23 protein-coding genes are annotated in these 26,063 nt (G+C 64.4%); 15 read left to right on the forward strand and 8 right to left on the reverse strand.

Annotated elements, in window-relative coordinates:
• Positions 1-23 precede the first annotated feature (23 nt).
• Both BDW41_RS12400 and BDW41_RS12405 read left to right on the forward strand, forming a co-directional pair.
• Positions 24-995: an FAD:protein FMN transferase gene (locus BDW41_RS12400; RefSeq protein ID WP_074547746.1), complete on the forward strand. Its 972-nt coding sequence runs from the start codon at positions 24-26 to the stop codon at positions 993-995.
• Positions 992-2,638, forward strand: coding sequence for a sulfite reductase flavoprotein subunit alpha (locus tag BDW41_RS12405; protein WP_074547745.1), 1,647 nt, complete (start codon positions 992-994; stop codon positions 2,636-2,638). Before BDW41_RS12400 ends, BDW41_RS12405 begins: the two co-directional genes overlap by 4 nt.
• A 12-nt stretch (positions 2,639-2,650) precedes the next feature.
• Here BDW41_RS12405 and BDW41_RS12410 read toward each other — a convergent pair whose 3' ends face one another.
• The 4 genes from BDW41_RS12410 to BDW41_RS12425 all read right to left on the reverse strand — a co-directional run bounded on the left by BDW41_RS12410 (position 2,651) and on the right by BDW41_RS12425 (position 4,691).
• Positions 2,651-3,220, reverse strand: coding sequence for a HutD family protein (locus BDW41_RS12410; RefSeq protein WP_074547744.1), 570 nt, complete (start codon positions 3,218-3,220; stop codon positions 2,651-2,653).
• Positions 3,217-3,756 (reverse strand): GNAT family N-acetyltransferase, encoded by a 540-nt coding sequence (locus tag BDW41_RS12415; RefSeq protein WP_074548008.1) that lies wholly within the window; start codon positions 3,754-3,756, stop codon positions 3,217-3,219. Before BDW41_RS12415 ends, BDW41_RS12410 begins: the two co-directional genes overlap by 4 nt.
• A gap of 5 nt (positions 3,757-3,761) precedes the next feature.
• Positions 3,762-4,241, reverse strand: coding sequence for an SET domain-containing protein (locus BDW41_RS12420; protein ID WP_074547743.1), 480 nt, complete (start codon positions 4,239-4,241; stop codon positions 3,762-3,764).
• Between the two features lie 105 nt (positions 4,242-4,346).
• A complete protein-coding gene (locus BDW41_RS12425; RefSeq protein ID WP_074547742.1) occupies positions 4,347-4,691 on the reverse strand; it encodes a helix-hairpin-helix domain-containing protein in 345 nt (114 codons plus the stop codon).
• 195 nt (positions 4,692-4,886) lie between these two features.
• Between BDW41_RS12425 and BDW41_RS12430 the strand changes: the two genes are divergently transcribed.
• The 3 genes from BDW41_RS12430 to BDW41_RS12440 all read left to right on the forward strand — a co-directional run bounded on the left by BDW41_RS12430 (position 4,887) and on the right by BDW41_RS12440 (position 8,092).
• A complete protein-coding gene (locus BDW41_RS12430; RefSeq protein ID WP_074547741.1) occupies positions 4,887-6,311 on the forward strand; it encodes a M20 family metallopeptidase in 1,425 nt (474 codons plus the stop codon).
• Between the two features lie 107 nt (positions 6,312-6,418).
• Positions 6,419-7,150: a YggS family pyridoxal phosphate-dependent enzyme gene (locus BDW41_RS12435; RefSeq protein WP_074548005.1), complete on the forward strand. Its 732-nt coding sequence runs from the start codon at positions 6,419-6,421 to the stop codon at positions 7,148-7,150.
• 225 nt (positions 7,151-7,375) lie between these two features.
• Positions 7,376-8,092, forward strand: coding sequence for a C40 family peptidase (locus BDW41_RS12440; RefSeq protein WP_074547740.1), 717 nt, complete (start codon positions 7,376-7,378; stop codon positions 8,090-8,092).
• A 59-nt stretch (positions 8,093-8,151) separates the two neighbouring features.
• Here BDW41_RS12440 and BDW41_RS12445 read toward each other — a convergent pair whose 3' ends face one another.
• The gene (locus tag BDW41_RS12445; protein WP_074547739.1) at positions 8,152-8,793 is read right to left on the reverse strand and encodes an NAD(P)H-binding protein; all 642 of its coding nucleotides are present in this window, start codon (positions 8,791-8,793) and stop codon (positions 8,152-8,154) included.
• A 98-nt stretch (positions 8,794-8,891) separates the two neighbouring features.
• On the opposite strand from BDW41_RS12445, the gene gloA reads away from it, so the two are divergent.
• Positions 8,892-9,419 (forward strand): lactoylglutathione lyase, encoded by a 528-nt coding sequence (gene gloA, locus BDW41_RS12450; RefSeq protein ID WP_074547738.1) that lies wholly within the window; start codon positions 8,892-8,894, stop codon positions 9,417-9,419.
• A 214-nt stretch (positions 9,420-9,633) separates the two neighbouring features.
• Here gloA and BDW41_RS12455 read toward each other — a convergent pair whose 3' ends face one another.
• Entirely contained in the window at positions 9,634-11,274 is a 1,641-nt protein-coding gene (locus BDW41_RS12455; RefSeq protein ID WP_074547737.1) for a M28 family peptidase, read from the reverse strand.
• A 448-nt stretch (positions 11,275-11,722) separates the two neighbouring features.
• Here BDW41_RS12455 and BDW41_RS12460 point away from each other — a divergent pair, with 448 nt between their 5' ends.
• The 3 genes from BDW41_RS12460 to BDW41_RS12470 all read left to right on the forward strand — a co-directional run bounded on the left by BDW41_RS12460 (position 11,723) and on the right by BDW41_RS12470 (position 14,563).
• On the forward strand, positions 11,723-12,373 hold the full coding sequence (locus tag BDW41_RS12460; protein ID WP_074547736.1) for a rhomboid family intramembrane serine protease: 651 nt from the start codon (positions 11,723-11,725) through the stop codon (positions 12,371-12,373).
• A 25-nt stretch (positions 12,374-12,398) separates the two neighbouring features.
• Positions 12,399-13,784 carry an amino acid permease gene (locus BDW41_RS12465; RefSeq protein ID WP_074547735.1) on the forward strand — a complete coding sequence of 462 codons (1,386 nt, stop codon included), beginning with the start codon at positions 12,399-12,401 and terminating at the stop codon, positions 13,782-13,784.
• 77 nt (positions 13,785-13,861) lie between these two features.
• A complete protein-coding gene (locus tag BDW41_RS12470) occupies positions 13,862-14,563 on the forward strand; it encodes an aspartate/glutamate racemase family protein (protein WP_074547734.1) in 702 nt (233 codons plus the stop codon).
• 116 nt (positions 14,564-14,679) lie between these two features.
• On the opposite strand, the gene rapA is transcribed toward BDW41_RS12470, so the two are convergent.
• Positions 14,680-17,520 carry an RNA polymerase-associated protein RapA gene (gene rapA, locus BDW41_RS12475; protein WP_074547733.1) on the reverse strand — a complete coding sequence of 947 codons (2,841 nt, stop codon included), beginning with the start codon at positions 17,518-17,520 and terminating at the stop codon, positions 14,680-14,682.
• Positions 17,521-17,806: 286 nt separating this feature from the next.
• Here rapA and BDW41_RS12480 point away from each other — a divergent pair, with 286 nt between their 5' ends.
• The 6 genes from BDW41_RS12480 (at position 17,807) to BDW41_RS12505 (ending at position 25,187) form a co-directional block, all read left to right on the forward strand.
• Positions 17,807-18,415: a GspH/FimT family pseudopilin gene (locus BDW41_RS12480; RefSeq protein WP_074547732.1), complete on the forward strand. Its 609-nt coding sequence runs from the start codon at positions 17,807-17,809 to the stop codon at positions 18,413-18,415.
• Complete coding sequence (pilV, locus tag BDW41_RS12485; RefSeq protein ID WP_343125762.1) at positions 18,412-18,924, forward strand: type IV pilus modification protein PilV; 513 nt, start codon at positions 18,412-18,414, stop codon at positions 18,922-18,924. Before BDW41_RS12480 ends, pilV begins: the two co-directional genes overlap by 4 nt.
• 11 nt (positions 18,925-18,935) lie before the next feature.
• Positions 18,936-19,955 carry a prepilin-type N-terminal cleavage/methylation domain-containing protein gene (locus BDW41_RS12490; protein ID WP_255412972.1) on the forward strand — a complete coding sequence of 340 codons (1,020 nt, stop codon included), beginning with the start codon at positions 18,936-18,938 and terminating at the stop codon, positions 19,953-19,955.
• A 1-nt stretch (position 19,956) separates the two neighbouring features.
• Positions 19,957-20,562 (forward strand): PilX N-terminal domain-containing pilus assembly protein, encoded by a 606-nt coding sequence (locus BDW41_RS12495; RefSeq protein ID WP_083337595.1) that lies wholly within the window; start codon positions 19,957-19,959, stop codon positions 20,560-20,562.
• Between the two features lie 66 nt (positions 20,563-20,628).
• A complete protein-coding gene (locus BDW41_RS12500) occupies positions 20,629-24,702 on the forward strand; it encodes a PilC/PilY family type IV pilus protein (protein WP_233496860.1) in 4,074 nt (1,357 codons plus the stop codon).
• Positions 24,699-25,187, forward strand: coding sequence for a type IV pilin protein (locus BDW41_RS12505; RefSeq protein WP_074547729.1), 489 nt, complete (start codon positions 24,699-24,701; stop codon positions 25,185-25,187). Before BDW41_RS12500 ends, BDW41_RS12505 begins: the two co-directional genes overlap by 4 nt.
• A 27-nt stretch (positions 25,188-25,214) precedes the next feature.
• Here BDW41_RS12505 and BDW41_RS12510 read toward each other — a convergent pair whose 3' ends face one another.
• Positions 25,215-25,892, reverse strand: coding sequence for a Fe2+-dependent dioxygenase (locus BDW41_RS12510; RefSeq protein WP_074547728.1), 678 nt, complete (start codon positions 25,890-25,892; stop codon positions 25,215-25,217).
• Positions 25,893-26,063 lie beyond the last annotated feature (171 nt).

Genomic DNA, 26,063 nt, shown 5'->3' on the forward strand with positions numbered 1-26,063 from the left:
CGTAGCAGGCTGGCGTGGCGTCCATGAGCGATCTCATCGTGCAGTCCGTGCAAGGCGAGACCATGGGCACGTTCTGGTCGGTGCGCGCGGTGATGCCGGCGGAGCTGTCGCTGGTGTCGCGCGCGCGCGGCATCCAGGCCGTGCTCGACCGGGTGGACGGCCAGATGAGCACGTACAAGCCCGACTCCGCGCTGTCGCTTTTCAACGCGGCGCCTGCCGGCACCTGGCACGTGCTTCCGGCCGAATGCTTCGAGGTCGTGCGGCATGCGCTGCAGGTCGCAGCTGAAAGCGGTGGTGCGTACGACCCCACGGTCGGCCCCCTGGTCAACCTGTGGGGTTTCGGTCCGGACGCCTCGCGTCGCGAGCCGCCACCGGACGAAGCGATCGAGCGCGAGCGTGCGCGCATCGGCTGGTCGCGTCTCAGGCTCGACGCCGCGACGCACAGCCTCTATCAGCCCGGCGGCATCTATCTCGACCTGTCCTCGGTGGCCAAGGGATACGGCGTGGATCTGGTCGGTCGCCATCTCGACGCCATGGGCATCGACGCATGGCTGGTCGAAGTCGGTGGCGAGATGAAAGGCAAGGGCAGGAAGCCCGGTGGTTCGCCATGGCGCATAGGCATCGAACGTCCAGGCGCCGCCGTCGGCGCCGTGCAGCACATGGATCAGCTCAGCCAGGTGGTCAACCTGTCGGGCCGCGCCATTGCCACTTCAGGCGATTACCGCCGACGTTTCGACGCCGATGGCGTGACCTATTCGCACCATATCGATCCACGCACGGGCCGGCCCGTGCCGCACGCGGTCGCTTCCGTCAGCGTGCTGGCCGGCGAAGCGATGCATGCCGATCCCATGGGCACGCTGATGACCGTGCTCGGACCGGATGAGGGCATGGCTTACGCCCGTGGGCGCGGCCTTGCGGTGATGTTCATCCTGCACGGCGCGCACGGTCTCGAAGAACGCCTGTCACCGGCGTTCGAGGCCGCATTGGCATCATGAGCACGCCGTCAGCTGGTGCCTCGCCACGTCCGGCCTGGGGCAACGTCCTGCTTTGCAGTCTGCTTGGCCTCTTGCTGCTTGGGCTGATGGTGCTGCACATGCGCGAAGGAAAGTGGCACGCGCCGGGCGCATCGCGTTGGCTGGCAGCGGGCATCGTGCTGTTGTCGTGGATCACTTTTACCGCGTGGCTGGGTTGGCATCGCCGCAAGGCATCGCGCCAGCAGTCGGCGCTCGCGGTATCGGAGCGTTCGCCGAGCGGCGACACGTTGATCGTCGCCTACGCGAGCCAGACAGGCACCGCCGAACAATGGGCGCGGCAAACCGCGCAGAACCTGCAGCAGGCTGGCGTACCGGTACGTCTGCTCGAACTGGGACAGCTTGATGCAAGGGCGCTGGGCGACGCTCGCCGCGTCTTGTTCGTGGTGAGTACGACGGGCGAAGGCGATGCGCCGGATCACGCCGCGCGGTTCGTGACGCAATGCATGCGCGCGCCGCTCGCGCTGGCGTCATTGCAATACGGCCTGCTGGCGCTGGGCGACAGCGACTACGATGACTTCTGCGGATTCGGCCGCGCCTTGCGGCACTGGTTGCAGCAGAGCGGCGCAACGCCACTGTTCGATGCGGTGGAAGTGGACAGCGGCGATCCCGCCGCACTCCGCCATTGGCAACATCATCTGGCCTTGCTTTCCGGCGCATCCGAGTTGCCGGACTGGCAGGCGCCGGTCTACCAACGTTGGCAATTGATCGAACGCGTGCTGCTCAATCCTGGCAGCGTGGGTGGTCCGTGTTTTCATCTTGCGCTGCGTCCGCTCGACGGCGAAACGTCGTGGCAGGCAGGCGACTTGGTAGAAGTCGGGCCACGCCATGCGGGAGCGGAGGTCGATCGCTGGCTCGCGGTGCACGGATACGATGGAGACGCCGTGGTTGAACGCGCCGGTCATCGCGCGTCGCTGCGCGACTGGTTGGTCGCCAGCCATCTGCCGGAACGCGGAGCCGAGCAAGTCACATCGCCCGAATCGCTCGTGGCTTCTTTGCAAGCCTTGCCGCATCGCGAATATTCCATCGCCTCGGTGCCTTCGGACGGCGCGTTGCATTTGCTCGTTCGCCGGATGCAACGTGAGGACGGCTCGCCGGGCATAGGCTCCGGATGGTTGACCATGCACGCCGACGTGGGCGGTGAGATCGCCTTGCGTATCCGCAGTAACCCCGCGTTTCATGCGCCCGACGATGAGCGTCCGCTGCTGCTGATCGGCAACGGCACCGGCCTTGCCGGCTTGCGCGCGCTGCTGAAGGCGCGCATCGAAGCGGGCAGGTATCGGAACTGGCTGTTGTTTGGTGAGCGCGAATCGACGAGCGATTTCTATCATGGCGATGAAATCCTGCGCTGGCAGCGGAGCGGCCTGATCGAGCGGCTCGATCTCGTATGGTCGCGCGAGGGCGATGCACGCGAGTATGTGCAAGACCGCCTGCGCACCCACCACCACGTGCTGAGCCAATGGGTGGAGCAGGGCGCGGCCATCTACGTGTGCGGCAGCCTGGCCGGCATGGCGCCAGGCGTGGATGCCGTGCTGCGCGAAACCCTGGGTGCCGAAACCGTCGAGCGCTTGCGCGAGGAAGGGCGCTACCGGCGCGACGTGTACTGACGAACGATCCGCTCAGATCGCGGGAAGACGGACCAGTACGATTTCGCCGCCGCCTTCGATGCGGATCGGATGGCCGGGCGCCGGATCGATCCACAGCATGTCGTTGGCTTCCAGCTGTTGGGAGCGGTGATCGGCGATCACGCTGGCTTGTCCGGACAGCAGCAGCACGAACCAGCGCCAGCCCGACGGCGCCAGCAGAACCATGGTGCCGTTGAGCGGGCGGGCCATCAGTTCGCCTTGCGCGTCGCCGCGCAACTTGAGATTGAAGGTGCGCGTGCGGTCGCTGGGCACGCAGGTGCGCGGCGCGTTGGCGCGATGGAATTCGGCGATCTGGAAACGCGAAAGATGCTGCGTGCGTCCGTCGGGAAAAGCGATGTCGACGGCGGCGTCGAGCGGCACGAACTGCCGCCGAAGGTCATCATGCGCCGGGAATTCGGCTTCCTGGTCCAGGTCGACCATGGTCATCTGCCACTGCCACGCCTCATCGTCCGGTCCACTGGCAATAGGCGTGACATAAACCGTGCCTTCGGGCCGGGGCGGGCCCTGCAGGTGCTCGGTCGGCAGGCGGCTGAGCTCGTTCATGCCCAGGCGCGACGCTTCTCGGGACAGGGCGGGTAGTAGGCGAACACATGGTTGTGCGCGCCAAAGAAATCCATGTCCTCGATGTGCTCGCCGCCGAGGCGTTCGGCCACGCGGTCGGACGCTTCGTTGCCGATGCGCACCAGGCTGATCACGCGCGGCGCGCCGATGGTGTGCCAGGCGAACTCGAGGATGGCGCTGCCCGCTTCGGTGGCATAGCCGTGGTGGCGGAACTCCGGCTTGAGCATCCAGCCCAGTTCCAGGTCCGGCCAACCTTCGGGGCACATCAGGCCGGCGCGGCCGATGAATTCGCCGGTGTCCTTCAGTTCCAGCGCCCACATGCCGTAGCCGCGCAGTTGCCAGTGGCCGATCAGCATGGCGAGCGAACGCCATGCGTTGGTGCGATCCAGCGGCTGGCCATCGCCGATCCAGCGCGTACTGGCCGGGTCGGCCAGCATGGCGGCGTAGTCGTCGAAGTGGCGCTCGGCGAGAGCGGTCAGGCGCAGGCGCGCGGTTTCAATGATGGGTATGTCGATCATGATCTTCAGCAAGCAAGTCGGGTGCCATCGAGCAGGCTCGCCAGGGCGTGCGTGCTCGTCCGAAGGCTTTCGATCCATGGCAGGCCCACGATGCGCTGCCCGGTGGCGGCGTCGACAAAGGCCTCTTCCTCGCCCGGAGGCAACAGGTGGCGGTAATCCACCGTCATTTCCGTGCCGGCCGGCAAATCGCGCGCGGCGAACACGAAACCCAGGTGCCACAGCCCCGTGGGCGCAAAGCTGTGGTTGATGTAGCACTCGTCCGGCCAGTCCGGGGACACGGTGTAGCGGTCCTCGAACCAGCGGGCGCTGGCATAAAGCTGCGCCGACAGCTCCGGCGAGCCGGTGAGCTCGTCGTAGCGATACGTGCGGTCAATGGCGTCCGGCGCCGTCACGATCTGCCCGGCGGCGACATCTTCAAGCAGAAACAACCCCTGACCCGCACCAGCGATGTTCGACGCGGCTATGCGGTAACGCGGAACAATCATGGCAGCCCTAACCGATGGCAAGGCGGCCGAGTGTAGGCGCATCCGGCGAGGGTTTCCATCCCTCGCCGGCGTCTATTCTTGAACGCAAGTGGTTGATGGGTTTGGTTATTGGCTGGCGGACTTGGCCGGCTTGGCGCCTGCCTTGGCCGGCGCGGGCGCGCTGACGGCGGGCTTTACCGGGGTATCGCCGTCGCCCAGCAGGATGGCGCTGCGGTTGCGTTCCAGCGTGGCCGGGCCGATGCCCTTCACGTGGGTCAGGTCGTCGGCGCTCTTGAACGGGCCGTGCTCCTCCCGGTACGCCACGATGGCCGCCGCCTTGGTCGGGCCGATGCCATCCAGCGAACTGGCGAGCGTGGCCGCATCGGCCTTGTTGACGTTGACGGGCGTGGCCGCAAAGACCGGCCAGGCCAAGACGAAAGCCAGCAGCGTGGCCGCGATTTGCTTGATCATGGTGAATCCTCCCTCGATGGACGCGGCCTCCTTTTGGCCGCCCGGAAACTGTGCCTGGGCGTCGCGCCAAAAACTGTCGGCGAGAGGGAAGCGCGCATGGCGATTTCTGCCTGCGGTGGCGTGGGCGTCCTTACGGGAGCGCTCGCCGGGGGCTGATACAATGACGGTCTTTTCCCACGCTGCAGGAGTCACCCCATGGATACCGCCCGCCTCAACCGTTTCATCAGCGGACTGTGGGATGACGAGATCGTGCCGCAGCTGGTCGAGTACATCCGCATTCCCAACAAGTCGCCCATGTTCGATCCCAAGTGGGTGGAACACGGCTACATGGATGCCGCGGTAAAGCTGATGGAGACCTGGGCGCGCAGCAAGCTGTCGTCGCTGCCCGGCGCCACGCTCGAAGTGGTGCGCCTGGAAGGCCGCACGCCGCTCATCTATATCGAGGTGCCGGGCACGGGCGACGACACCGTGGTGCTCTACGGCCACCTCGACAAGCAGCCGGAAATGACCGGTTGGGCCGACGGCCTGGGCCCGTGGACGCCGGTGATCAAGGGCGACAAGCTCTACGGCCGCGGCGGCGCGGACGACGGCTATGCGATCTTCGGCTCGCTCGCCGCGCTGCTCGCGCTGCATGAGCAGGGCGTGCCGCACGCGCGTTGCGTCGTGCTGATCGAGGCCTGCGAGGAATCGGGCAGCTACGACCTGCCGTACTACGTCGATCACCTGGCCGATCGCATCGGCAACCCCTCGCTGGTGGTGTGCCTGGATTCCGGTTGCGGCAACTACGACCAGCTGTGGCTCACCACCTCGCTGCGCGGCATGACCGGTGGCGAACTCACCGTGCAGGTGCTGGAAGAGGGCGTGCATTCGGGCGACGCCTCCGGCGTGGTGCCGTCGAGCTTCCGCATCCTGCGCGAACTGCTGAGCCGCCTGGAAGACCAGGAAACCGGCACGATCAAGCCGAAGGAGCTCTACGTCGATATCCCGCCGCAGCGCATCGAGCAGGCGAAGAAGTCCGCCCAGGTGCTGGGCACGGCGGTGTACGACAAGTTCCCGTTCGTCGAAGGCATGCATCCGGTCACCGAGGACCTCACCGAACTCGTGCTCAACCGCACCTGGCGCCCGCAGCTGGCGGTCACCGGCGTGGACGGCATGCCGCCGCTGGAAAGCGCCGGCAACGTGCTGCGTCCCAAGACCTCGGTGAAGCTGAGCCTGCGCGTGCCGCCCACGCTCAACGGCGCCAAGGCCGGCCAGTTCCTCAAGCAGTTGCTGGAGAAGGACCCGCCGTACGGCGCCAAGGTCACCTTCAAGCTGGAGAAGGACGGCAGCGGCTGGAACGCCCCGCAGCTGTCACCGTGGCTGGAAGAGGCCGTGGCCAAGGCGTCGGAAACCTATTTCGGCGCGCCGGCGGCCTACATGGGCGAAGGCGGCAGCATTCCCTTCATGGGCATGCTGGGCGAGAAATTCCCCAAGGCGCAGTTCCTGATCACCGGCGTGCTGGGCCCGCATTCCAATGCGCATGGTCCGAACGAGTTCCTGCACATTCCCACCGGCAAGAAGGTGTCGATGGTGGTGGCCGACGTGGTGGCCCGCCATTTCGAACAGGGCGCCAAGGCCTGAACGTGATCGTCGCTCCGGCCAAGCGCCGGGGCGACGCCTATCCGCCCGCGCCGGGCGCCGGTATCGACTGGCCTGATGCCCGGGCGTGCATGCAGGGTTTGCCAGCGATGACCGATTCCTCCAACGACTTCTCCTATCTCGCCGCGAACTGGGCATCGGTGCGCCAACGCGTGGATGAGGCATGCCGCGCCGCGGGGCGCGATCCGGGCGAGGTGTCGATTCTCCCGGTCAGCAAGACCTTCGGCCCCGACGTGGTGCGGGCCGCCATGGGGCTGGGCCTGCGCCGCTTCGGCGAGAACAAGGTGCAGGAGATTCGCAGCAAATCGGAGGCGCTGGCGGGCGAGGGCATCGAGTGGGTGGTGATCGGGCACCTGCAGACCAACAAGGCGAAGGACGTGGCGCGGTTGGCCAGCGAAGTGCAGTCGCTCGATCGCCTGGATCTGGCCGAGGCCCTGCAGCGGCGGCTGGAGATCGAGGACCGCGCCATCGACGTGCTCATCGAGGTCAAGACCTCGCCGGAGGAAAGCAAGCACGGCCTTGCGCCCGAAGGCTTGCCTGCCTTTCTGGATGCGCTGCGCGGCTACGACCGCCTGCGTGTGCGCGGCCTGATGACGCTGGCCGTGCAATCGGACGATCCGGCAGCCGTGCGCGCCTGTTTCCGCCAGTTGCGCCAGCTTCGCGACGCGGAGCAGGGCCGGGGCCATGAATTGCCCCGTCTTTCCATGGGCATGAGCGGGGATTTCCCCCTCGCCATCGCCGAGGGAGCGACCGAAGTACGGGTGGGCACGGCCATTTTTGGTGTGAGACACATCTCAAACATGCGGAACCGAATTGAATAATTAGTTCACTAATTGATCAATATGTAACCAATTTGCAACACTATTCCATTGAAAATCAATCGCTTATGTGGAATGCATAGGCTGTGCCAGTTTCCGAAACGACGGAGTTCAGTTAACCCCATCCGAACAAACTTCACGAATCCCTTTGCTAAGTTCACGGCTCCATCACGGCCCGCCTCATGTAACGGCGGCGTAACTAACGAACCGCAAAGGGATTTGTCCCACATGCCAACGAAGCGAATTTTCGCCGCTGCTGCGCTTGCTGGTGCACTGCTCACGTCCCTTCCGCTCTTCGCTGAACCGCTGACCACCCCGGCCACCACGCCTGCTTCTTCCACCGTCGCACCGAACCTGATGGGCCAGCTGGCCGTGTTCTCGCCGGCAGCGATGCTTGCCCAGTCCGCCGCCCCCGCCGTTGCCAAGGCCGCCGCCGCCGACAAATCGGCTGGCTGGGGCGATGACGATGACGCCGACAGCGCGGACATGCCGAACTCCGGCGTCTCCAACAATGCCGTTGCCGCCCTCGCCAACGACACGTCCGATCTGCGCAAGACCCTGATCAGCCTGGCCATGCAGCTGCGTGACATCCGTTACGTGCGCGGCGGGCGCGATCCCTCCACCGGTTTCGATTGCAGCGGCTTCGTCCGCTACGTGTTCGCCCATGCCGTCGGCCTCGAGCTGCCGACCAACTCCGCTTCGCAGTTCCTGGCTGGCCTGAAGGTCAACCGCGGCGACATGAAGCCGGGCGACCTCGTCTTCTTCCGCACCGCAGGCAAGCGCGGCCAGGGCCGCATTTCCCATGTGGGCATCTATATCGCCAACGGCCAGTTCATCCACTCGCCCTCGCGCGGCAAGACTGTGCGCGTGGACAGCCTGGACGAGTCGTACTGGGCCCAGCGTTTCGCTGGCGCCAAGCGCCCGGGCGCACTCGCCCGCAGCTGATTTGGACGTCACCGTCAGTCAAAGGCCGCCCTCGGGGCGGCCTTTTTTTGTGCGCGGGCTTATTCGCCCAGTTGCTGGAGCTCGTCCGACTCCACGATGCGCAAACCGTTGCCAGGCGCCCGCGCGAGCCGCCACATGGCGTTCGCCACGGTGCCGGCCTCGATGCCACGCCAGCGTCCCGGCAGGATGCGGGAGAAGGGGGCGGCCAGCATCTCGCCCATGCGTGGCTTGTGGCGAGCGCCAAGCAGCAACGAGGGCCTCACGATGGTCAGGCGCGGCCATTCCTGTTTCTGCAGGGCCAGTTCCAACTCGCCCTTGGTGCGGTTGTAGAACAGGCGCGATGCGGGATCGGCCCCCAGCGCGCTGATCACCAGATAGTGATTGGCGCCGAGTGCGCGTGCGTGCCGGCCGAGCGATACCGGCAGGTCGTAGTCCACCATACGGAACGCTTCGCGCGAGCCGGCTTGCCTGATGGTGGTGCCCAGGCAGCAGAACACCGTATCGACCTGCCCGTGCAGTTGGGCGATCAGATGGCTGACCATGCCGACGGGATTGCTGAGCTTGGGATGCGCGGGCAAGGCATGGCGCGTCGGCGCGAGCACCTGCGCGACGGTTTCGTCGGCAAGCAGCAACGCGAGCAGCTTCTGCCCGGTCAACCCGGTGGCTCCGGCAAGCAGGGCGTGGCGTGGCGCGGCGTTCATGGGCTCATTCTAGGGCGGGATGCGTTATTCCAATGGAAGGCTTGCCTGGTGGGGGATGAACCCCATGTTGAGAAATCGTTTTCATGGAATCGAAATAGATGTCGCTCTCCTCATTGCTCGACATGCCGGGCGTCCAGGCACCCGAACCCGCCACCCAAGGCTACGTGTTCAACCACACCATGATCCGCGTGAAGGATCTGGCTCGCTCGCTGGATTTCTACACGCGCGTGCTGGGTTTCACCCCGGTGCATCGCCAGGATTTCGACGAGGCGGCGTTCACCATCGTGTATCTGGTGCTGGTCGCGGACCGCAGCGTCATTCCCGATGACGATGCCGCCCGCCTGCAGTGGGTGCTCGGCCAGCCGGGCGTGCTGGAGCTGACGCACAACCACGGCACCGAGCATGACGATGCGTTCCACTATCACCACGGCAACGCCGAGCCGCGTGGTTTTGGCCATCTGTGCGTGTCCGTGCCCAACGTGAAAGAGGCCTGCGCCCGTTTCGAGGCGATGGGCGTGACCTTCCAGAAGCGGCTGACCGACGGGCGGATGAAGCACATCGCCTTTATCCGCGACCCGGACGACTACTGGATCGAAATCCTGCAGCCGGCGATGCGTATCGCTTGAGGCTCTTGGCGCCTGTTCAGATCTTCTGAGCAACGCCCGTTCCCTCGCCGTCATTCCGGCGCAGGCCGGAATCCAGTGGCTTCATGGCGCGGTTTTCGCAGACGACTCCATGTTTTGACGTCACGCGATAACCGGTCACTTTCGCTACTGGATTCCGGCCTGCGCCGGAATGACGCGCGAGAAATGCGCTCTCATGTGAGAATTGAACAGGCTCTTACAGCCCCCGCATGCTCTCCGGGCGGTGGTAATCGCTGCCCGGTTTCCACTGCGGGAAGGTGTCTTCCATCGACAGCCGGCTGCCCACCATGAAGAGGGCGCGGACGTCTTCGACGGTGCCGCTGAGATCCCAGTCGGGATCGTATCTGCCGTGCGCGGCGATGGTGTCGCCAGCGCTGGGGGCCGCGTCCGGTTGCGTGGCCGCCGAGCGCGCATAGAGCACGGGCACGCCGGCGCGCGCAAAGCTCAACTGGTCGGAGCGGAAGAAGAAGCCTTTTTCCGGTGCGACGTCGGCGGTCACGCGTCGGCGCTGCGCGTGTGCCGCGTCCGCCAGATAGTCGTCCAGCTGCGATTGCCCGAAGCCGATCACGGCCAGCGCGCTGGCCGGACCGTTCACCGGCAGCATGTCCAGGTTGATGTCGGCCACGGTATGGGCCAGCGGCACCAGCGGATGCTGCACGTAGTAGCGCGAACCGATCAGGCCGTTCTCGTCCAGCGTGGTGGCGATGAAGAGCACCGTGCGATGCGATTTCGGTGCGCGGTGGGCAAAGGCTTCGGCGATCTCCAGCAGGCCGGCGATGCCGGTGGCGTTGTCGACGGTGCCGTGCGGCGGTTCGCCCGGCGCGGGGATGTGATCCCAGTGCGCGGAGTAGACGATGGTTTCGTCGGGACGTCGCGAGCCGGTGATCCGCGCCACCACATTGTGCGATTCCCCGTGCGCGATGCTGCTATCAAAGCGCGTGTCGAGCGTGGCGTGCAGCGGCACAGCAGTAAAGCCGCGCTGGCCGGCCTGTCGCTTGAGTGCATCGAAGTCGGCGCCGGCCTGTGCGAAGAGGCGTCGCGCCGCATCGGTGGTCAGCCAGCCGGCGACGGGTAGGCGCGGCGTGCCTTCCTCGCGCTTGGGGAGATCGAGCCGCGCACCGCTCCAGCTCGTGCGCACCGAGTCCCAGCCGTAGCCCGCCGCCTGGGTGTCGTGCACGATGAAGGCCGCGGCAGCGCCTTCGCGCGCGGCCTCTTCGAACTTGTAGTTCCAGCGTCCGAAATAGGTGTATTCGCGGCCGTGGAATAGCGCGGGATCCTGGTTGGCCCAGCCGGGATCGTTCACCAGGATGATGACCGTCTTGCCCTTGACGTCCGCATCGGCGTAATCGTTCCAGTGCTCGCCCGGCGCATCGATGCCGTAGCCCACGAAAACCACGGGCGATGCCGTGAAGGCGCTGTGCGCCTGCTCGTCCAGCGTGCCGACCACCACGTCCTGGCCGAACGCGAGCGTGGTCGAGCCGCTCTCGCTGTGCACGTCGAGCGTGGTCTCGTCGGCATGCAGCAGGGTCGCCGATACGTACGGCACCGTCTGCAGCCAGCGGCCGTCGTTGCCGGGTTCCAGTCCGATGCGCTTGTACTGCTGGATGATGTAGTCGATGGTGCGTTGTTCGGACGCGCCGCCCACCGTGCGCCCCAGCAACGTGTCGGAAGAAAGCACCTTCATGTGCTGCGCGATGTCGTCCACCACGATGCCGGGCGAAAAATCGTTGTACGAAGGCCATGCGCCTGCATCGCCATCGTTGCCGGCATTCGTTTGATGATGCTGGCAAGCGCATAGCGCGAGGCTCAGCAGAGTGAGGAACCACGGGTAACGCATGGCAGGAGAAAGGCAAGTCGGTGACTTACTCTAGCGTGTCCATGGCGGCGGAACGCGTATCGCAAGAGAGAGCTTTTGGTGCGCTGCGGACGCAAAAAAATGCGCTTGCTGACCGGAACCTGTCGTGCATGCCAAGCGCCACGAAACGACCTTCTCGCGCTGGTGGTTCTGGCGATGTTGATCATGCCCGCAGTGGCATTCGCCATGCGCCGTCGACGCGTCTTCCTTCGGCACTTCGATGTGCTCGAATCCAACAAGCAGGAGCGGGTTGAGGTCGCTGAAGGTGTTCCGTAGGCCGTGGCGTAGTGCGTGCCATGGACCAGGATCAGCGAATCGTTCTGCCTGCGTCCGCGCAGTGGCCGGCCGGGCGTACCCGCAACCAAGCGTGGCGGCGTGGGGCCGGTGCAGCTACGCTTGGCGGGATTCGCTTCGTGGAATAGCGCCCGACATGCCGTTCGACCTGCCTCCCGTCACCCGTAACCTGTTGATCGCCAACGTGGCGGTGTTCCTGCTGCAGCAGTTCATGGGCGAAACGCTGTTGACCTACTTCGCCTTGTGGCCATGGGGCCCGGACCAGGTGGCGCAGGGCGCCAACGGGCTGGTCTCGGTGGGTTTCCGCCCTTGGCAGCTGGTGACCTACGCCTTCATGCACGGCAGCACCTTGCACCTGTTCTCGAACATGCTGGCCTTGTTCATGTTCGGTGGCCAGATCGAGCGCGTGTTCGGTGCGCGCAATTTCGTTCTCTATTACTTCGTCTGCCTGCTCGTTGCGGCGCTGGCGCAGCTGGTGGTGGTGAACTGGTTCACCGGCGGGTTCTACCCGACGCTAGGCGCCTCGGGCGCCATCTTCGGCATCCTGCTGGCGTTCGGCATGCTGTTCCCGCACGAGAAGATGATGCTGATCTTCCTGCCCATTCCGATCTCCGCCTGGCTGTTCGTCACCCTCTACGCGCTGGCGGAGCTCTACATGGGCGTGACCGGCACGCAGGCGGGCATCGCGCACTTCGCCCATCTGGGCGGCATGCTGGGTGGTTTTATCCTGATCCAGTACTGGCGGGGCAAGCTCCCCATCAAGCCGCAGCGTCGCCTCTGGCGCTGATCGTTCCGCTTCTCGGCCGTTTCCCATGACCCAGCATCTCCAGCGCCGCCTGACGCCGCGCCATATCACCTTCATGGCGCTTGGCATGGCCATCGGCGCCGGCCTGTTCCTGGGCTCGGCCGATGCGATCAAGCTGGCCGGCCCGTCCGTGCTGTTCGCCTATATGGTGGGCGGCGTGATGATCTTCATCATCATGCGCGCGCTGGGCGAGATGACCGTGCGCGCCCCGGTGCCCGGCTCCTTCGCCGTCTACGCGCAGCGTTACCTGGGTCCGTTCGCGGGATACGCCACCGGCTGGAACTACTGGCTGCTGATGGTGGGTGTGGGCATGGCCGAGGCCACCGCCGTCGGCGCCTACATGCAGACGTGGTTCCCCGATTGGCCACGCTGGATCTGGGTGCTGGCCAGCGTGGTGATGATCGGCGGCCTGAACCTGCTCACCGTGAAGATCTATGGCGAGATGGAATTCTGGTTCACCCTGATCAAGGTGGTCACGGTGCTGGCGATGATCGCCGGCGGCCTGGCCATCATCTTCCTGGGTTGGGGCAATGGCGGCCAGCCGACGGGGTTGTCCAACCTGTGGTCGCAGGGCGGCTGGTTTCCGCATGGCGTGCTCGGCATGGTGATGGCATTGCCCGTGGTGGTGTTCTCCTTTGGCGGCGTGGAAACCGTGGGCATCGCGGCGGGCGAGGCGGCGCAGCCGGAGCGCACCATCCCGCGGGCGGTGAACTCGGTGCTGTGGCGCATCCTGATCTTCTACGTCGGCGCGCTGTTCGTGATCATGGCGATCTACCCGTGGACGGGACTGGGCGAGCACGGCAGCCCCTTCGTCACCACCTTCGCCAAGCTGGGCATTCCGCAGGCGGCGGGCCTGATCAACTTCGTGGTGATTACGGCAGCATTGTCCGGTTTCAACAGCACCACCTTCAGCGGCAGCCGCATGCTCTACAGCCTGGCCTGCAAGGGGCAGGCGCCGGCGGCACTGGGCCAGGTGAACGGGCAGGGCGTGCCGGTGCGCGCCATTCTGGCGACGCTGGCGGTGCTGCTGCTGGCGGTGCTGCTGAACTACCTGCTGCCGGCCAAGGTGTTCGGCATGATGATGTCCATCTTGTCGTTCAACACGGTGTGGACATGGACGATGGTGCTGCTGGCCCACTACAGCTTTCGCCGGCAGTTGCGTGAGAGGGGCGAGGCGCCGTCGGGCTTTCGCCTGCGCTGGTGGCCATTCAGCGGCATCGTGTGCCTGGCGTTCTTCGGTTTCGTGGTGGTGATGCTGGGCGTGAACTCGGAGACGCGCGTGGCGCTTTACGTGGGCGCGGCGTGGATTTTCCTGCTGAGCATCGCGTATCACCTTTGCGGTGTTCACCAGCGCATGTTGCGCATGGAGCCGCCTGTTGCCGAAGGGGCGTGATCGTCGGGTAAGTGCAACGGATTGACGCGAAGGTAGACTCGCAGGGATCTGCTCAGTCCGCGATCAAGGAAATTCGCATGCGCACCATCGGCGTCATTGGCGGCATGAGCTGGGAATCCAGCGCGCTGTATTACCAGTGGATCAATCGTGGCGTCCGGGATCGCTGCGGTCCGCTCCATTCCGCAAGGCTTCTGCTCGATAGCCTGGATTTCAGCCAGATTGCCCACTGGCAACGCGAAGGCGACTGGGATGCCGCAGGCGAGGCGCTTGCCGCATCGGCAAGGCGGTTGGAAGCGGGTGGTGCCGAATGCATCGTCCTGGCGACGAACACTATGCACAAGGTGGCCGCGGCCATCACGGTGGCCACCGATCTGCCCTTCCTCCATATTGCTGATCCCACCGGTGCCGCCATTCGGCGACAAGGCATGGACAACGTGCTGCTGCTGGGTACGGCTTTCACGATGAACGAAGACTTCTATCGCTCGCGCCTGCGCGAAAAGCACGGCGTGCATTGCCTGCTGCCAGGCGAGCAGGACAGGGCGCAGGTGCATCGCATCATCTACGAGGAGCTTTGCGCGGGCGTCACCACGGAGACATCCCGGGATACCTACCGCCGCATCGTGGCCGCCGCGCAGGCCGAAGGTGCGCAAGGTGTCATCCTCGGCTGCACGGAAATCGGCCTGCTGCTACGACAGGACGACAGCCCCTTGCCGCTGTTCGATACGGCGGCGCTGCATGCGCAGGCCGCGGTGGAATTTGCATTGGGCGACGTGGCCTAGGTCGTCAGGCGCGCTGGGCATGACGGCCATGCCCAACTGGTTTCGGCCGTGCACCAGTTTGCGTCGAGTTCCTTTCCATGGAGCATGCCGGCGATGACTTGCCCGGTGACTGGCCCTTATCGCAGGGCCAGGAAGTCCGGGCTTACCACGAAACGCACGGCGTCCAGCCGCAGGCGTGCTTCCGGCAGGGCCTTGAGCAGGGCGGTGCGCTCGTCGGCGACGGCGGCGATTTCCGTGTCGCTGATGGCGGGGTTCACCGAACGCAAGGCCAACAGGCGGAATAGTTCCGCGTCGAGCACGTCGGTGGCCTGCGCCACGGCCTCGGTCATGTTCACCTTGGCGCGCTCGGCGGCGATGCCCTCCGCCTTCTCCAGCATCGGCGGCACCAGCTTGGCGAGGAACTTGCGGTAGCGCGCCACTTCAATGGTGCGATCGGCAGCCTTGCGCAAGGCGATGTCGCTGGGACGGAAATCTGCTCGCTCGGCCAATCGCGTGTCGATGGTCACCACGATGGGCTGCGGCGGCAGGAAACGTTCCGCGTCCAGCTTGCGATCGGCCACGCATTCGATCAGGAACACGGCCTGCAACAGCGCGCTGCGCGGCGGCAATGCATCGTCGACGAGGAAGGCGGCGTTGCCCTGCTCGTTGGATAGCGTGAGATCCAGTGCGCCCATCACCATCGGGTGATCCAAGCGCAGCAGCGGCAATTCTTCGCGGGCCAGCGCCACGTCGCGCGAGAACGTCACGGCCTGCGGGCCTTCGGCGAAGCCAGGCAGGGCATCGGTGGACAGGTACTGCGGATCGAGCAGGATCACCTTGCCGCCCAGTTCCTCGGCATGGATGCCGAAGCGTTCCAGCAGGCCCTGGATAAAGGCATCGCGGCCCGGGTCGTTGTCCTCACGCGTGAACGCCTGTTGCAGCTCGTCGGCGTGCAGGTCGCGGCTGGAGGCCAGTTCGAGCAGGTGATCGCGGCCATCGCGGATCAATGCGGCCATTTCCTCGTGCGCGCCGCGCGTTTCGGCGAGCAATACGTCCAGTTCCTGGTCGCGGTTGTCATCGCCGCGCGCGTGCTGGTCGGCGAGGCGTGCCAAGGCGTCACCAAAGCGGCGCAGCAGTTCGCGGCCATCGGCAGGGCTGAAGCGGAACGCGTCGATGCCCTCGTCGTACCAGCGGGCCAGCACGTGTTGCGCGCTGTCGGCCACGGCCAGGATGTGGATGCTGATGTCGTGCTTCTGGCCGATGCGGTCCAGACGGCCAATGCGCTGTTCCAGCAGATCTGGATCGAGCGGCAGGTCCCACAACACCAGGCGGTGCGCGAACTGGAAGTTGCGGCCTTCGGAGCCGATCTCGGAGCACAGCAGCAGGCGCGCGCCATCGGGCTGCGCGAAATAGGCCGCGTTGCGATCGCGCTGCACGATGCCCAGGCCTTCGTGGAACCGGGCGATGCCCGCGCCCGTGCGCGTGCGCAGGGCTTCTTCCAGTGCAAGCACCTTGGCCTGGCTGCGGCAGATCAGCAGGAACTTGTCCTGTGGATGCGCTTCGAGCAGGGCGACCAGGGCGTCGATGCGCGCATCGTTGGCGTAGTCGACCTCGATGGCTGGCGGCGGCTGCTGGATGTCGGCGTGGAACTCGGCCAGCAATGCCTGGCGGCCGTCCTCGCTGAGCGTGTCCTGGTCGATCAGGTGCCATACGGGCACGCGCTTGGGGAAGCCGCCGATGCTGGCGCGCCGGTTGCGGAACATGGCGCGCCCGGTGCCGTGGCGGTCGATCAGTGCGGCGAGAATCTCGCGGGCGTTGTCCGGCTTGGTGGCGTCGGCGAGGCGGGCGAGCAGGGCGTCATCACCGGCGAAGGCGTCGCGCAGCGTGGCGAGCTGCGCCTCATCAAGAGGCTCATTCGCCAGCAGCCGGTCGGCAACCTTCGACAGGTTGTGGAACCGGTCCGACTCGGACAGGTAGACATCCAGGTCGTGGTAGCGCTGTGGGTCGAGCAGGCGCAGGCGGGCGAAGTGGCCGCTGCGGCCCAGCTGTTCCGGCGTGGCGGTGAGCAGGATCACGCCCGGCGTGGCGGCGGCGAGCCGATCCACCAGGGTATAACGCGGGCTGGCGGCCTCGGGCGTCCAGGCCAGGTGATGGGCTTCGTCCACCACCAGCAGGTCCCAGCGGGCGTCCAGCAGTTGCTGCGCGCGCTTGGGCGACTGCTCCAGGAAGGTGAAATCGGCGATGACGAGCTGCTCATCCTCGAACGGGTTGGCGCCGTCGCCGGACTGTTCCAGCGCCTCGCAGCGTTCCTCGTCATAGATGGCGAAGCTCAGGTTGAAGCGGCGCAGCAGCTCCACGAACCACTGGTACACCAGGGTGTCGGGCAGCAGCACCAGCACGCGCCCGGCGCGGCCGGTGGCCAGCTGGCGGGCGATGATCATGCCGGCCTCGATGGTCTTGCCCAGGCCCACTTCGTCCGCCAGCAACACGCGGGGCGGCCGGCGCGAGGCGGCGATGCCGGCTACGCGCAACTGGTGCGGCACCAGACCGATGCGCGAGGCACCCAGGCCCCAGGCCGGCGAGCGACGCGCCTCGGCGCGGCGCTTGAGACCTTCCAGGCGCAGTTCGAAATGGGCGACAGGGTCGGTACGGCCGCCGATCAGGCGGTCATCCGCCTGGCTCACGCTCTGTTCGTCGTCGAGCTGGCCTTCCTCCAGCTCACGACCCTCGCCGCGATAGACCAGCAGGTCCTCGCGTACTTCTACGCGCTCCACCAGAAAGGCAATGCCCTTGCCGGCCACCCGCTGACCGGGACGAAACTCCGCGCGCACCAGCGGCGCCGAGTCGATGGCATAAGGGCGCAGCACCCCCGCCTTGGCAAACAGCACCTGCACACCGCGTCCCTCGACGCGAAGCACGGTGCCAAGGCCGAGCTCGGGCTCGGCGGTGGAGATCCAACGTTGACCAGGAACAAACATCGGTAAGCGGGGCCGCAGGTTGCAAGGGGCGCCAATTATCCGCTCTGTGGTTGTGGATGCCTAGCGAAACCCCGTTTGGCTGCCCCGGCGTCAGTGATGAACGTCACCAATGGGCGGCTAACGCTGACCGCTCGTCGGGAAAATCCCTCCAATGGTCGGCTGCCCGCTGGTCGGGCGAAAGCGGCTGGTTAGAGTTCGCATCAAGAGGGTGGGCTGTCAGGTCCGCCCTATCGCGTCAGCGGATGCAGCGCTGGCGGTTCTTTGATCAGGGGGTAACGTGAATCGGATGCCATTCGGCATTATGGCCGGGCGTTGGCGCATGCCTTTACAGGCGCGTGTGCCCCAAGGGACTGCGCGCGGATTCAGTCTGGTCGAATTGATGATCACGCTTGCCGTGGCGGCCATCCTGACGCTGATTGCCGTACCGAGCTTCAGCAACATGATTAATAGCAACCGGCTGACGACCGCGACCAACGCCATGGTCGGCGCGCTCAACAGCGCCCGGATGGAAGCGATCAAACGCAACGGCTCCGTCCAGTTCTGCAGCAACGCAGCCGCCACCAACACCTCCGACACCTTGGGTACGGCTTGCGCCACGAATGCCGGTGCGGTTTTCGTGCTCACCGGCACCACGGCTACCCAGCTGCTTGCAGCGCCGTCGGCGCTGTCGATCCCCTCGATACAGGTGCGTGGCACCGTCGCGGCGATCCGCTTCAATGGAACCGGTCTTGGCTATGCCCCAGGCTCGACAACACCTTTCGACACCACGACGACGGGTAACGCCGTCGTGGAGCTTTGCTCGACAGCGCTCAAGAGCAACAACGACATCAAGGTCAACATGGCCACCGGCAGCATCATCACCTCGTCCTCTCCCGCCACGGTGACTTGCCCATGACACAGCGCATGCAATCGGTCCGATTTGGGCGGCGCAGGGGCCTACGTCAGGCGGCGGCCCATCAGTCCGGTGTGGGGCTCATCGAGGTGCTTGTGGCGGTGCTGGTACTGTCCATCGGCTTTATTGGTGTGGCTGCGCTGCAGGCACGCTCACTGTCCACCAACAACAGTGCGATGTCGCGCAGCCTGGCAACGGTGGCGAGCTACTCCATTCTCGATGCGATGCGCGCGGACCTCACCAATGCGGTAGGCGGGAGTTACAACGGTCTTTCTCCCGTCAAGGCAAGTGCCTGTCCGGCCGCATCGGGAGGCCTGGCCAACGCTCAGGTCAGCCAGTGGTGCAAGACCCAACTCGTTCCGCTTGGCACCAGCACGGTCGGCACGATCAACTGCACCGCGGCTACCGGCACGACCACGGCTTATTGCACCGTCACCGTCCAGTTCGACGATAGCCGTGCTGGCCTGGGCGGAAGCACAAATCAGCAAGTCGTCACGCAGGCCATGCTATGAGCGCGCAATTCATGCCCCGCGGCCAATCGCGGCGTTTTGTGGGGTCCGCACGCGGCTTCACCTTGATCGAGCTGATGGTGGCCATGCTGCTTGGCTTGATCGTGATTGGTGGCGTCATGAGTGTGTTCCTCGCCGGCCAGCAGACCTATCGCTCCAATGAGGCATTGAGCGATGTGGAAAGCAGCTCGCGTACCGCCTTCGAGATGATGGCGCGCGACTTGCGCGACGCGGGCTTCAACGGTTGCGACAACACCAGTGGCCGCGTGGCCAACGTGGTCAACAACAATACGACCCTTTGGTACGCCAACTGGGCGCTGCCCTTGCAGGGCTACGACGATGCCAGCAAGGATCCCGCCCTGACGGGGCTCACGGGCGCCGGGGCACCGGTTGCGGGCCAAAGCTCGGTAAGCGTGCTTGGCACGGCGATTACGGATGTATCGGTCGGCGCTGTGTCGGGCAGCCCCACGAGCCTCAATATCAACGCCGCGAGCACGCAGTTGGCGGCTGGCGACATCGTCATGGTGTGCGATTTCGATCATGCCACGCTGCTGCAGATCACGTCGTACAGCGGAACGTCCGTGGGGGTTGCCACCGCCACCACGCCAACGCCCGGTAACTGCTCTTCCGGCCTGGGCTATCCCACGATCTGCAATGCCACGGGCAATGCGTACAGTTTCCTGCCCAATGCGCGCGTGAACCTGCTGACGGCGGTCGACTGGTATATCGGCAGGAACGCCGTGGGCGGCAATTCGTTGTACCGGTTGCCCGTGACATATACCGCGGCTGGAGCCTCAGCGGCAACGCCACAGGAAATGGTGCGTAACGTCAACAGCATGCAGATTAGTTACCTGCAGTCGACGGGTACGGCCCTGACCAACGCTGCAGGAGTGACCAGCTGGGCGGCGGTCAATGCCGCGCAGGTCGCGCTTCAGGTGCAGAGCACGTATGCGCGCGCCAGTGAGAATGCGGGCACCGGTCCGCTCGTGCGCAATTTCACTTACACCGCGACCATGCGCAACCGGGTGCAATGAGATGAACGCGCCAAACCTTTTGTATACCCATCGTACCCAGCGGTTATCTTCTGGCGCGCGCACGCAGCGTGGCGTTGCGCTGGTCGTGGCCTTGATCCTGCTCGTGCTGATTACCCTGGTGGGGCTCGCCTCCGTGCACAGCACCATCATGCAGCAGAGGATGTCGGCCAATCAGTACGACCGTGAGCAGGCTTTCCAGAGTGCAGAGGCGGCAATACGCGCAGCAAGCGCGCAACTTGCGACTACGCCCCCGGTGATCTGGCACAACTGCCAAGCCGGCGGCATCACATGCTTGCCCAACCCGTTCAACGATCCGACCTTGACCGCGGCTAGCATCAATACGGTGAGCAAGGGCACGGCGGCTGGCAACTACACCGCGACTTCGACCGCCGCTAGCCAGCCGCAGTTCGTGGTGGAGAACATGGGCAACTGGGTGGACCAGACCACCAATACAGGCTTCGGCCAGACCGGCAACTCGCGCAATTACGGCGTGCAGGGCAATTCCGGCACGGCGGTGTTCTACCGCATCACCGCGCGCAGCGGTGATCCCGCTGTGGTGGGCGACCGCGCCGTGGTCACCATCCAGGCCATCGTCAAGCAAGGCTGATCCCTTACCGCGACCGCTGCCCGAGGGCAGCGAGCGACAAACCGACCGATTTCAGGATTGACCGCGATGAACATGAAGCCGCAAACACCGCGCAGCAGGCGCTCCGCCGCCATCAGGGCGCTGGGCACCATGCTGGTCGTATGGATGCTGGGTGTCGTCTACATGCCTGCCGTGGCCGCGACTTCCACGGGGGTGACGGTCGACCAGCAACCGTTGACCGTGCAGCCGACGATTCCGCCGGATGTGGTGTTGATGCTCGATGACTCAGGTTCGATGGCGTGGGACTACATGCCCGACTGGGGTTACCTAACGTCATCCACGGGCAATGGCAGCCCGACCAATGACCAAGCGCGCAACTCGGCCATCAACGGCGCGTATTACAACCCGGCCATTACATATTCGCCGCCGCCCAAGGCGGACAGTACGGCAGCCTCTCCGGATCTCTATCCGGCCTCGCCCGGTCTGACCAATGCCTATGCCGACGGTTTTACTAACCAGACCGCGACGGACATAACGCGGTTTACTGGCAACTTTCCGTACTACACGGCGTTCAAGGTGACCACTTCCACCTATGCGGCCAACGGAACGACAATTTATTCCTGCCCGAGCGGCTCCACCTCGGATGGAAATACGCCCCCAACGTGCTATACGAATACGTGCCCGAGTGGGTCTACATCAGACAACAAAAATCCGGCCACGTGCTACACATGTCCGTCGGGTTATACGCTGACGCTGCAAACTAGCGGCAAGTCATCGTCATATATCTGCACAAATGGCAAGAAGACCACAAGTCCAGGCACCGTATCTCGCGTTACCGTGGCCTACACTACGTCTGTGGGCGCTCCATATTCGTGTAACAACAGGGATGTGCTGAACGGAACCACCTGCAGCGTCCAGGGCACCAGGCGTTACTTCACCTACACCACCGGCTCCAACAGTACCGAGTATTACGTAGGTGCGACCGGTACCTGCGCCTTGCTGGCGACGGCAAGCCCGACACCGGTGGACAAGTCACTGTGCGTCGAGGATGCAGCGACGCAGCAGAACGTGGCCAATTGGTTCTCGTACTACCGAACGCGCATCCAGATGGCCAAGAGTGGCCTGATGTCAGCCTTCTCTACGGTCGATCCAAAGTTCCGTGTCGGTTTTGGTTCAATCGATGGTGGTTGCAATGGTGATTCCGGCAATCTGCCGGCTTCGTCCGCAACTGCCTATACGTATACGGATACCTATAACTGCGGCAGTGGCGGAACATCGACCAATACGATCGCCCCACTACAGCCATTCGGCGATGGCTCCTCCAGTTCCGACTGGAAGAATGGCTTCTGGAATTGGGTGGCTGCATTGTCCCCAAGCGGCGGCACACCGCTCCGTATGGCGCTGGATCAGGTGGGTCAGTACTACCAGACCTCCCAGCCGTGGGAAGTCATGTCGAGCGATCCGAACTACGGCACCAGCACCCAGCCTTCGAACATTGCGTGCCGTCAGGCTTACACCATCCTGACCACCGACGGTTTCTGGAACGAGAGCTACAGTTCATCGGATAGTTCCGCCATAAGTGGCGCGAGCGGCGCCAAGTGGCCGTCCATTTCCGGTCCGAATGGCCAATCGTGGCCCACTACCGCCAACAGCTCGCCCGTTCAACCCTATTCCGGTGGTGGCACGAGTAGTCAAGGCCCGTCGCTCGCCGATGTCGCGATGTACTACTGGGAGCATGACCTGCAGACCGGCACGGGCTTCCCCAACGAGGTACCGACCAACTCGGCCGACCCTGCGTTCTGGCAGCATATGGTGACGTTCACCATGGGCCTGGGCTTCACGCCCACGAACATCAGCCCGTCCACGGCTACACAGGCACAGATCTTCAGCTGGGCCAATGGCGGAACGGCAATTTCCAACTTCAGTTGGCCGACGCCTTCGCCAAGCAACAATGGCTCGATCAACAATATCGCTGATCTGGAACACGCCGGTTTGAACGGCCACGGCGGTTTCTATTCCGCCACCAGCCCCGCGACGTTCACCAGCGGCTTGACCGACGCCCTGAACCGCGCCGCCGCGCGTGTCGGCAGCGGCGCGAGCCTGGCGGCCAACTCAACCCAGCTCACCAACGGCACTGTGGCTTATCAGGCCCAGTACCACACGGTGCAGTGGACCGGCGATCTGCTGGCGTTGTCGATCAACTCAAGCACGGGAGCCATCAGCTCGACAGCCAGCTGGTCTGCATCGTCGAAGTTACTCGCCAGCGCCACTGCGGTCGGCAAGTTCAGCACCTACCCCAATCGAAACATCTGGACGTACGTGCCAGGAGCTGCCGCAGCCGGCAGCTTCGTAAAGTTCATCAACAGCAGCAGTGGCTCGCCGCCCTCGCTTAGCAGTACGCAACTGGCGGCGCTGGGCAGCTCCGCAACCCAGGCGGCGATGGTGAACTACCTCCGCGGCGACAACACACTGGAACAGGCGAACAGCGGTATCTATCGCACCCGCACTACGCCGCTTGGGGATATCGTGGACTCGCAGCCGGTGTATTCGGGCGCGCCCAACCCCAACGAGTTCGAGAACCAGTCGTTCACCGGGATAAGCAACACCGCGACGACTGGTAACAATTCCTTCCAGGCGTTTGCGGTTGGCACGACCACTAATGGCGTTTCCACGCCAAGTGCCGCCTCTACCCGTACGGCGCTGGTGTTTGTGGCTGCCAACGACGGCATGCTGCATGCGTTCAATGCCAGCACCGGTGCGGAGACGTTTGCCTACTTGCCGGGTGCGGTCATCACGGCAGGAAACATAAAGAACCTGTCCGATCCCAACTACGGCTCGACGACGAGTACCACCGTACCGCATCAGTATTTCAACGACGGTGAGCTGACCATTGCGGATGCGTTCTTCAGCTCGGCCTGGCACACCGTATTGGTGGGCACGACGGGGCGTGGCCTGGCCAAGGCGATATATGCGCTCGATATCACCGATCCAGCCAACATCACGCCGCTGTGGGAGCGTTCCGCTGGCGACGGTATGACCAACAGTGGCTATATCGGCCAGATGGTGGGCAAGCCGGTGATCGCCAAGGTGCAGGACAAGGGTACGACTGCCGACTGGCAGGTACTGATCGGCAATGGTTACAACAGCAGCAACGGTACAGCGGCGCTGCTGGAGTTCAACCTTGCCGATGGGACGCTCAACGTACACACCACCGATTCGACGGCAGCCAATGGTCTCGCGGCGCCCGTGACATGGATGGATAACCCGGCCACTGGTGTCAGCACCGAGGCCTATGCGGGTGATCTGGACGGGCGCGTTTGGATGTTCCCTCTGTACGACACAACCAATGCTGCTGCTGATTTAAGTACGGCAGGCACGATTGAGTTTACCGCTACCGATTCTGGCGGTACCGCGCAACCCATCACGGCGGGTATGCTCGCTGGCCGAGATCCCGTGTCGGGCTACGTGTGGGTGTTCTTTGGCACTGGCCAGTACTTGAGCAGTGGCGATACCACCAGCAAACAGGTGCAAAGCTGGTATGGCGTGATCGTGCAGGCAGGAAGTACCAGTGCGTCGGATTTGGCCAAAGAACCTATGGTGCAGCGTTCTATCACCTACGAGGTGGATGGTGATTCCACTGCCACACCGCCCACCTTGGGAGTTCGTACAGTGACATCGTACCCCGTGCCCAATGACATGTCGGGCAAGCGCGGCTGGTACATGAACCTGGAGCAGCCCACCGTCGATAGCAAAACTGGCGTGGTGACCGGGTACAACGCGCAGGGCGAACGCATGGTGACGCCCAGCCAGTTCCAGGGGAACCTGTTGTTGGGCACCACGCGCATTCCGTCGGCCGCGTCCAGCGCCGATATCTGCAATGCGTCGGGCAATGGCTGGGTCATGGCAGTCGATCCATTCACCGGCACCAACCCGAGCGGCAATTTCTTCATGGTCAACGGCGGCACCGGCTCAGTGACGCTACCCAGCGGAAAGACGCTGCCGGTGGCAGGCGTAGGCTTCAGCGCATTGCCCAACAATCCGATCTTCGTCGGCGGTGACATGTTGATGAGCTTCGACAACGGTTCGACCTCCAGCATCAGCACCAACGGCGCCGCTGGCATACCGCAGCGCGTTTCTTGGAAGGAATTGGTGAATCCATGAGCAATGACAGCATGAACAGTCACGGGCGGATCGAAGGCCATTCGGTGGCGGGCTTCACCCTGATCGAGCTGATGATCGTGGTGGCGATCATTGCGATCCTTGCCGCTATCGCCTATCCCTCGTACATCAATTACGTCACGAAGACCAACCGTGTTGCCGCCGAGGGTTGCCTGTCGGAGTACTCCAATTACATGGAGCGCTACTACACCACCAACCTGCGTTACGACCAGGCTCCTGCCAGTTCGGGAACAGCGGCTGCGGTGCAGAACCCGGTTACCACTACGCCACCGACAGTGACGCTGGATTGTGCGGCGGCGTCGCAGACCGGAACCAGCTACGCCTATACCGTGCCGGCGGTTTCAGCGACGGCTTTCACCGTCCGGGCGACGCCGATTGGAGCGCAGCTTAAGCGCGACACGCAGTGCAGCGCATTGTCGTTGGATCAGGCCGGTAACCGCTCGCCCACGACATCGGGTTGCTGGTAATCATCGCTGCTCAGGCAGGCGCGTGTTTCAGGTTTCGGCCCACTGCCTGAGCAGGTTGTGATACACGCCGAACAGTTGCAGCAGGGCCTGCGGGTCGGCCTGTGTGCGGGTGAGTGTCTGGATGGCCGCATCCAGCTCAAACAGCAATCGCCGCTTGCTGTCGTCCTGAATCAGGCTCTGCACCCAGAAGAACGCCGCGATGCGCGCGCCGCGTGTCACTGGCGCCACGCGGTGGAGGCTGCTGGAAGGGTAGAGGATGGCGTCGCCGGCGGGTAGTTTCACTTCGTGCTCGCCGTAGGTGTCGCTGACGATCAGTTCGCCGCCATCGTATTCCTCGGGTTCTGCGAGGAACAGCGTGCAGGAGATGTCGCTGCGCAGTTGCTCGCCGCCGGGTAGCGACATCACGGCGCCATCGACGTGGAAGCCGTATTGGCCGCCGCCTTCGTAGCGATTGAAGCGGGGCGTGAGGGTACGCAGGGGAAGGGTGGCGGCGTGGTAGAGCGGTTGCCGGGCGAGTGCGTCGAGCACGATCTTGCCTAGCTCCGCGCGCAGCGGCGAGGCGTCGGGCAGTTGCAGGTTCCGTTTCACCTTCGCGCCCTGCGGCCCGACGGTTTCGCGTCCGTCGGTCCATGTGGCCTGATCCAGCGCCTGGCGCATGGCGCGGATCTGCGCGTGATCGAGGACGTTGGGAAGGTGCAGCAGCATGGTGGGCTCTCGGTGCCTGCGTCAGCGCGTGGGTTGCGTGCTCATTGATAGCGTTTGTTTGTCGATACGCGCATGTTGTCAATCCACTCGTTGTTCCTCGCAGTCATCAGTGCAAGACGCTGGATGACCAGCCCTTCGGCTGTTGAAAAACGCCTCCTGCTTTCGCAGGGA

Origin of the sequence: Dyella sp. AtDHG13 (assembly GCF_003201105.1) — a bacterium.
Taxonomy (GTDB): domain Bacteria; phylum Pseudomonadota; class Gammaproteobacteria; order Xanthomonadales; family Rhodanobacteraceae; genus Dyella; species Dyella jiangningensis_B.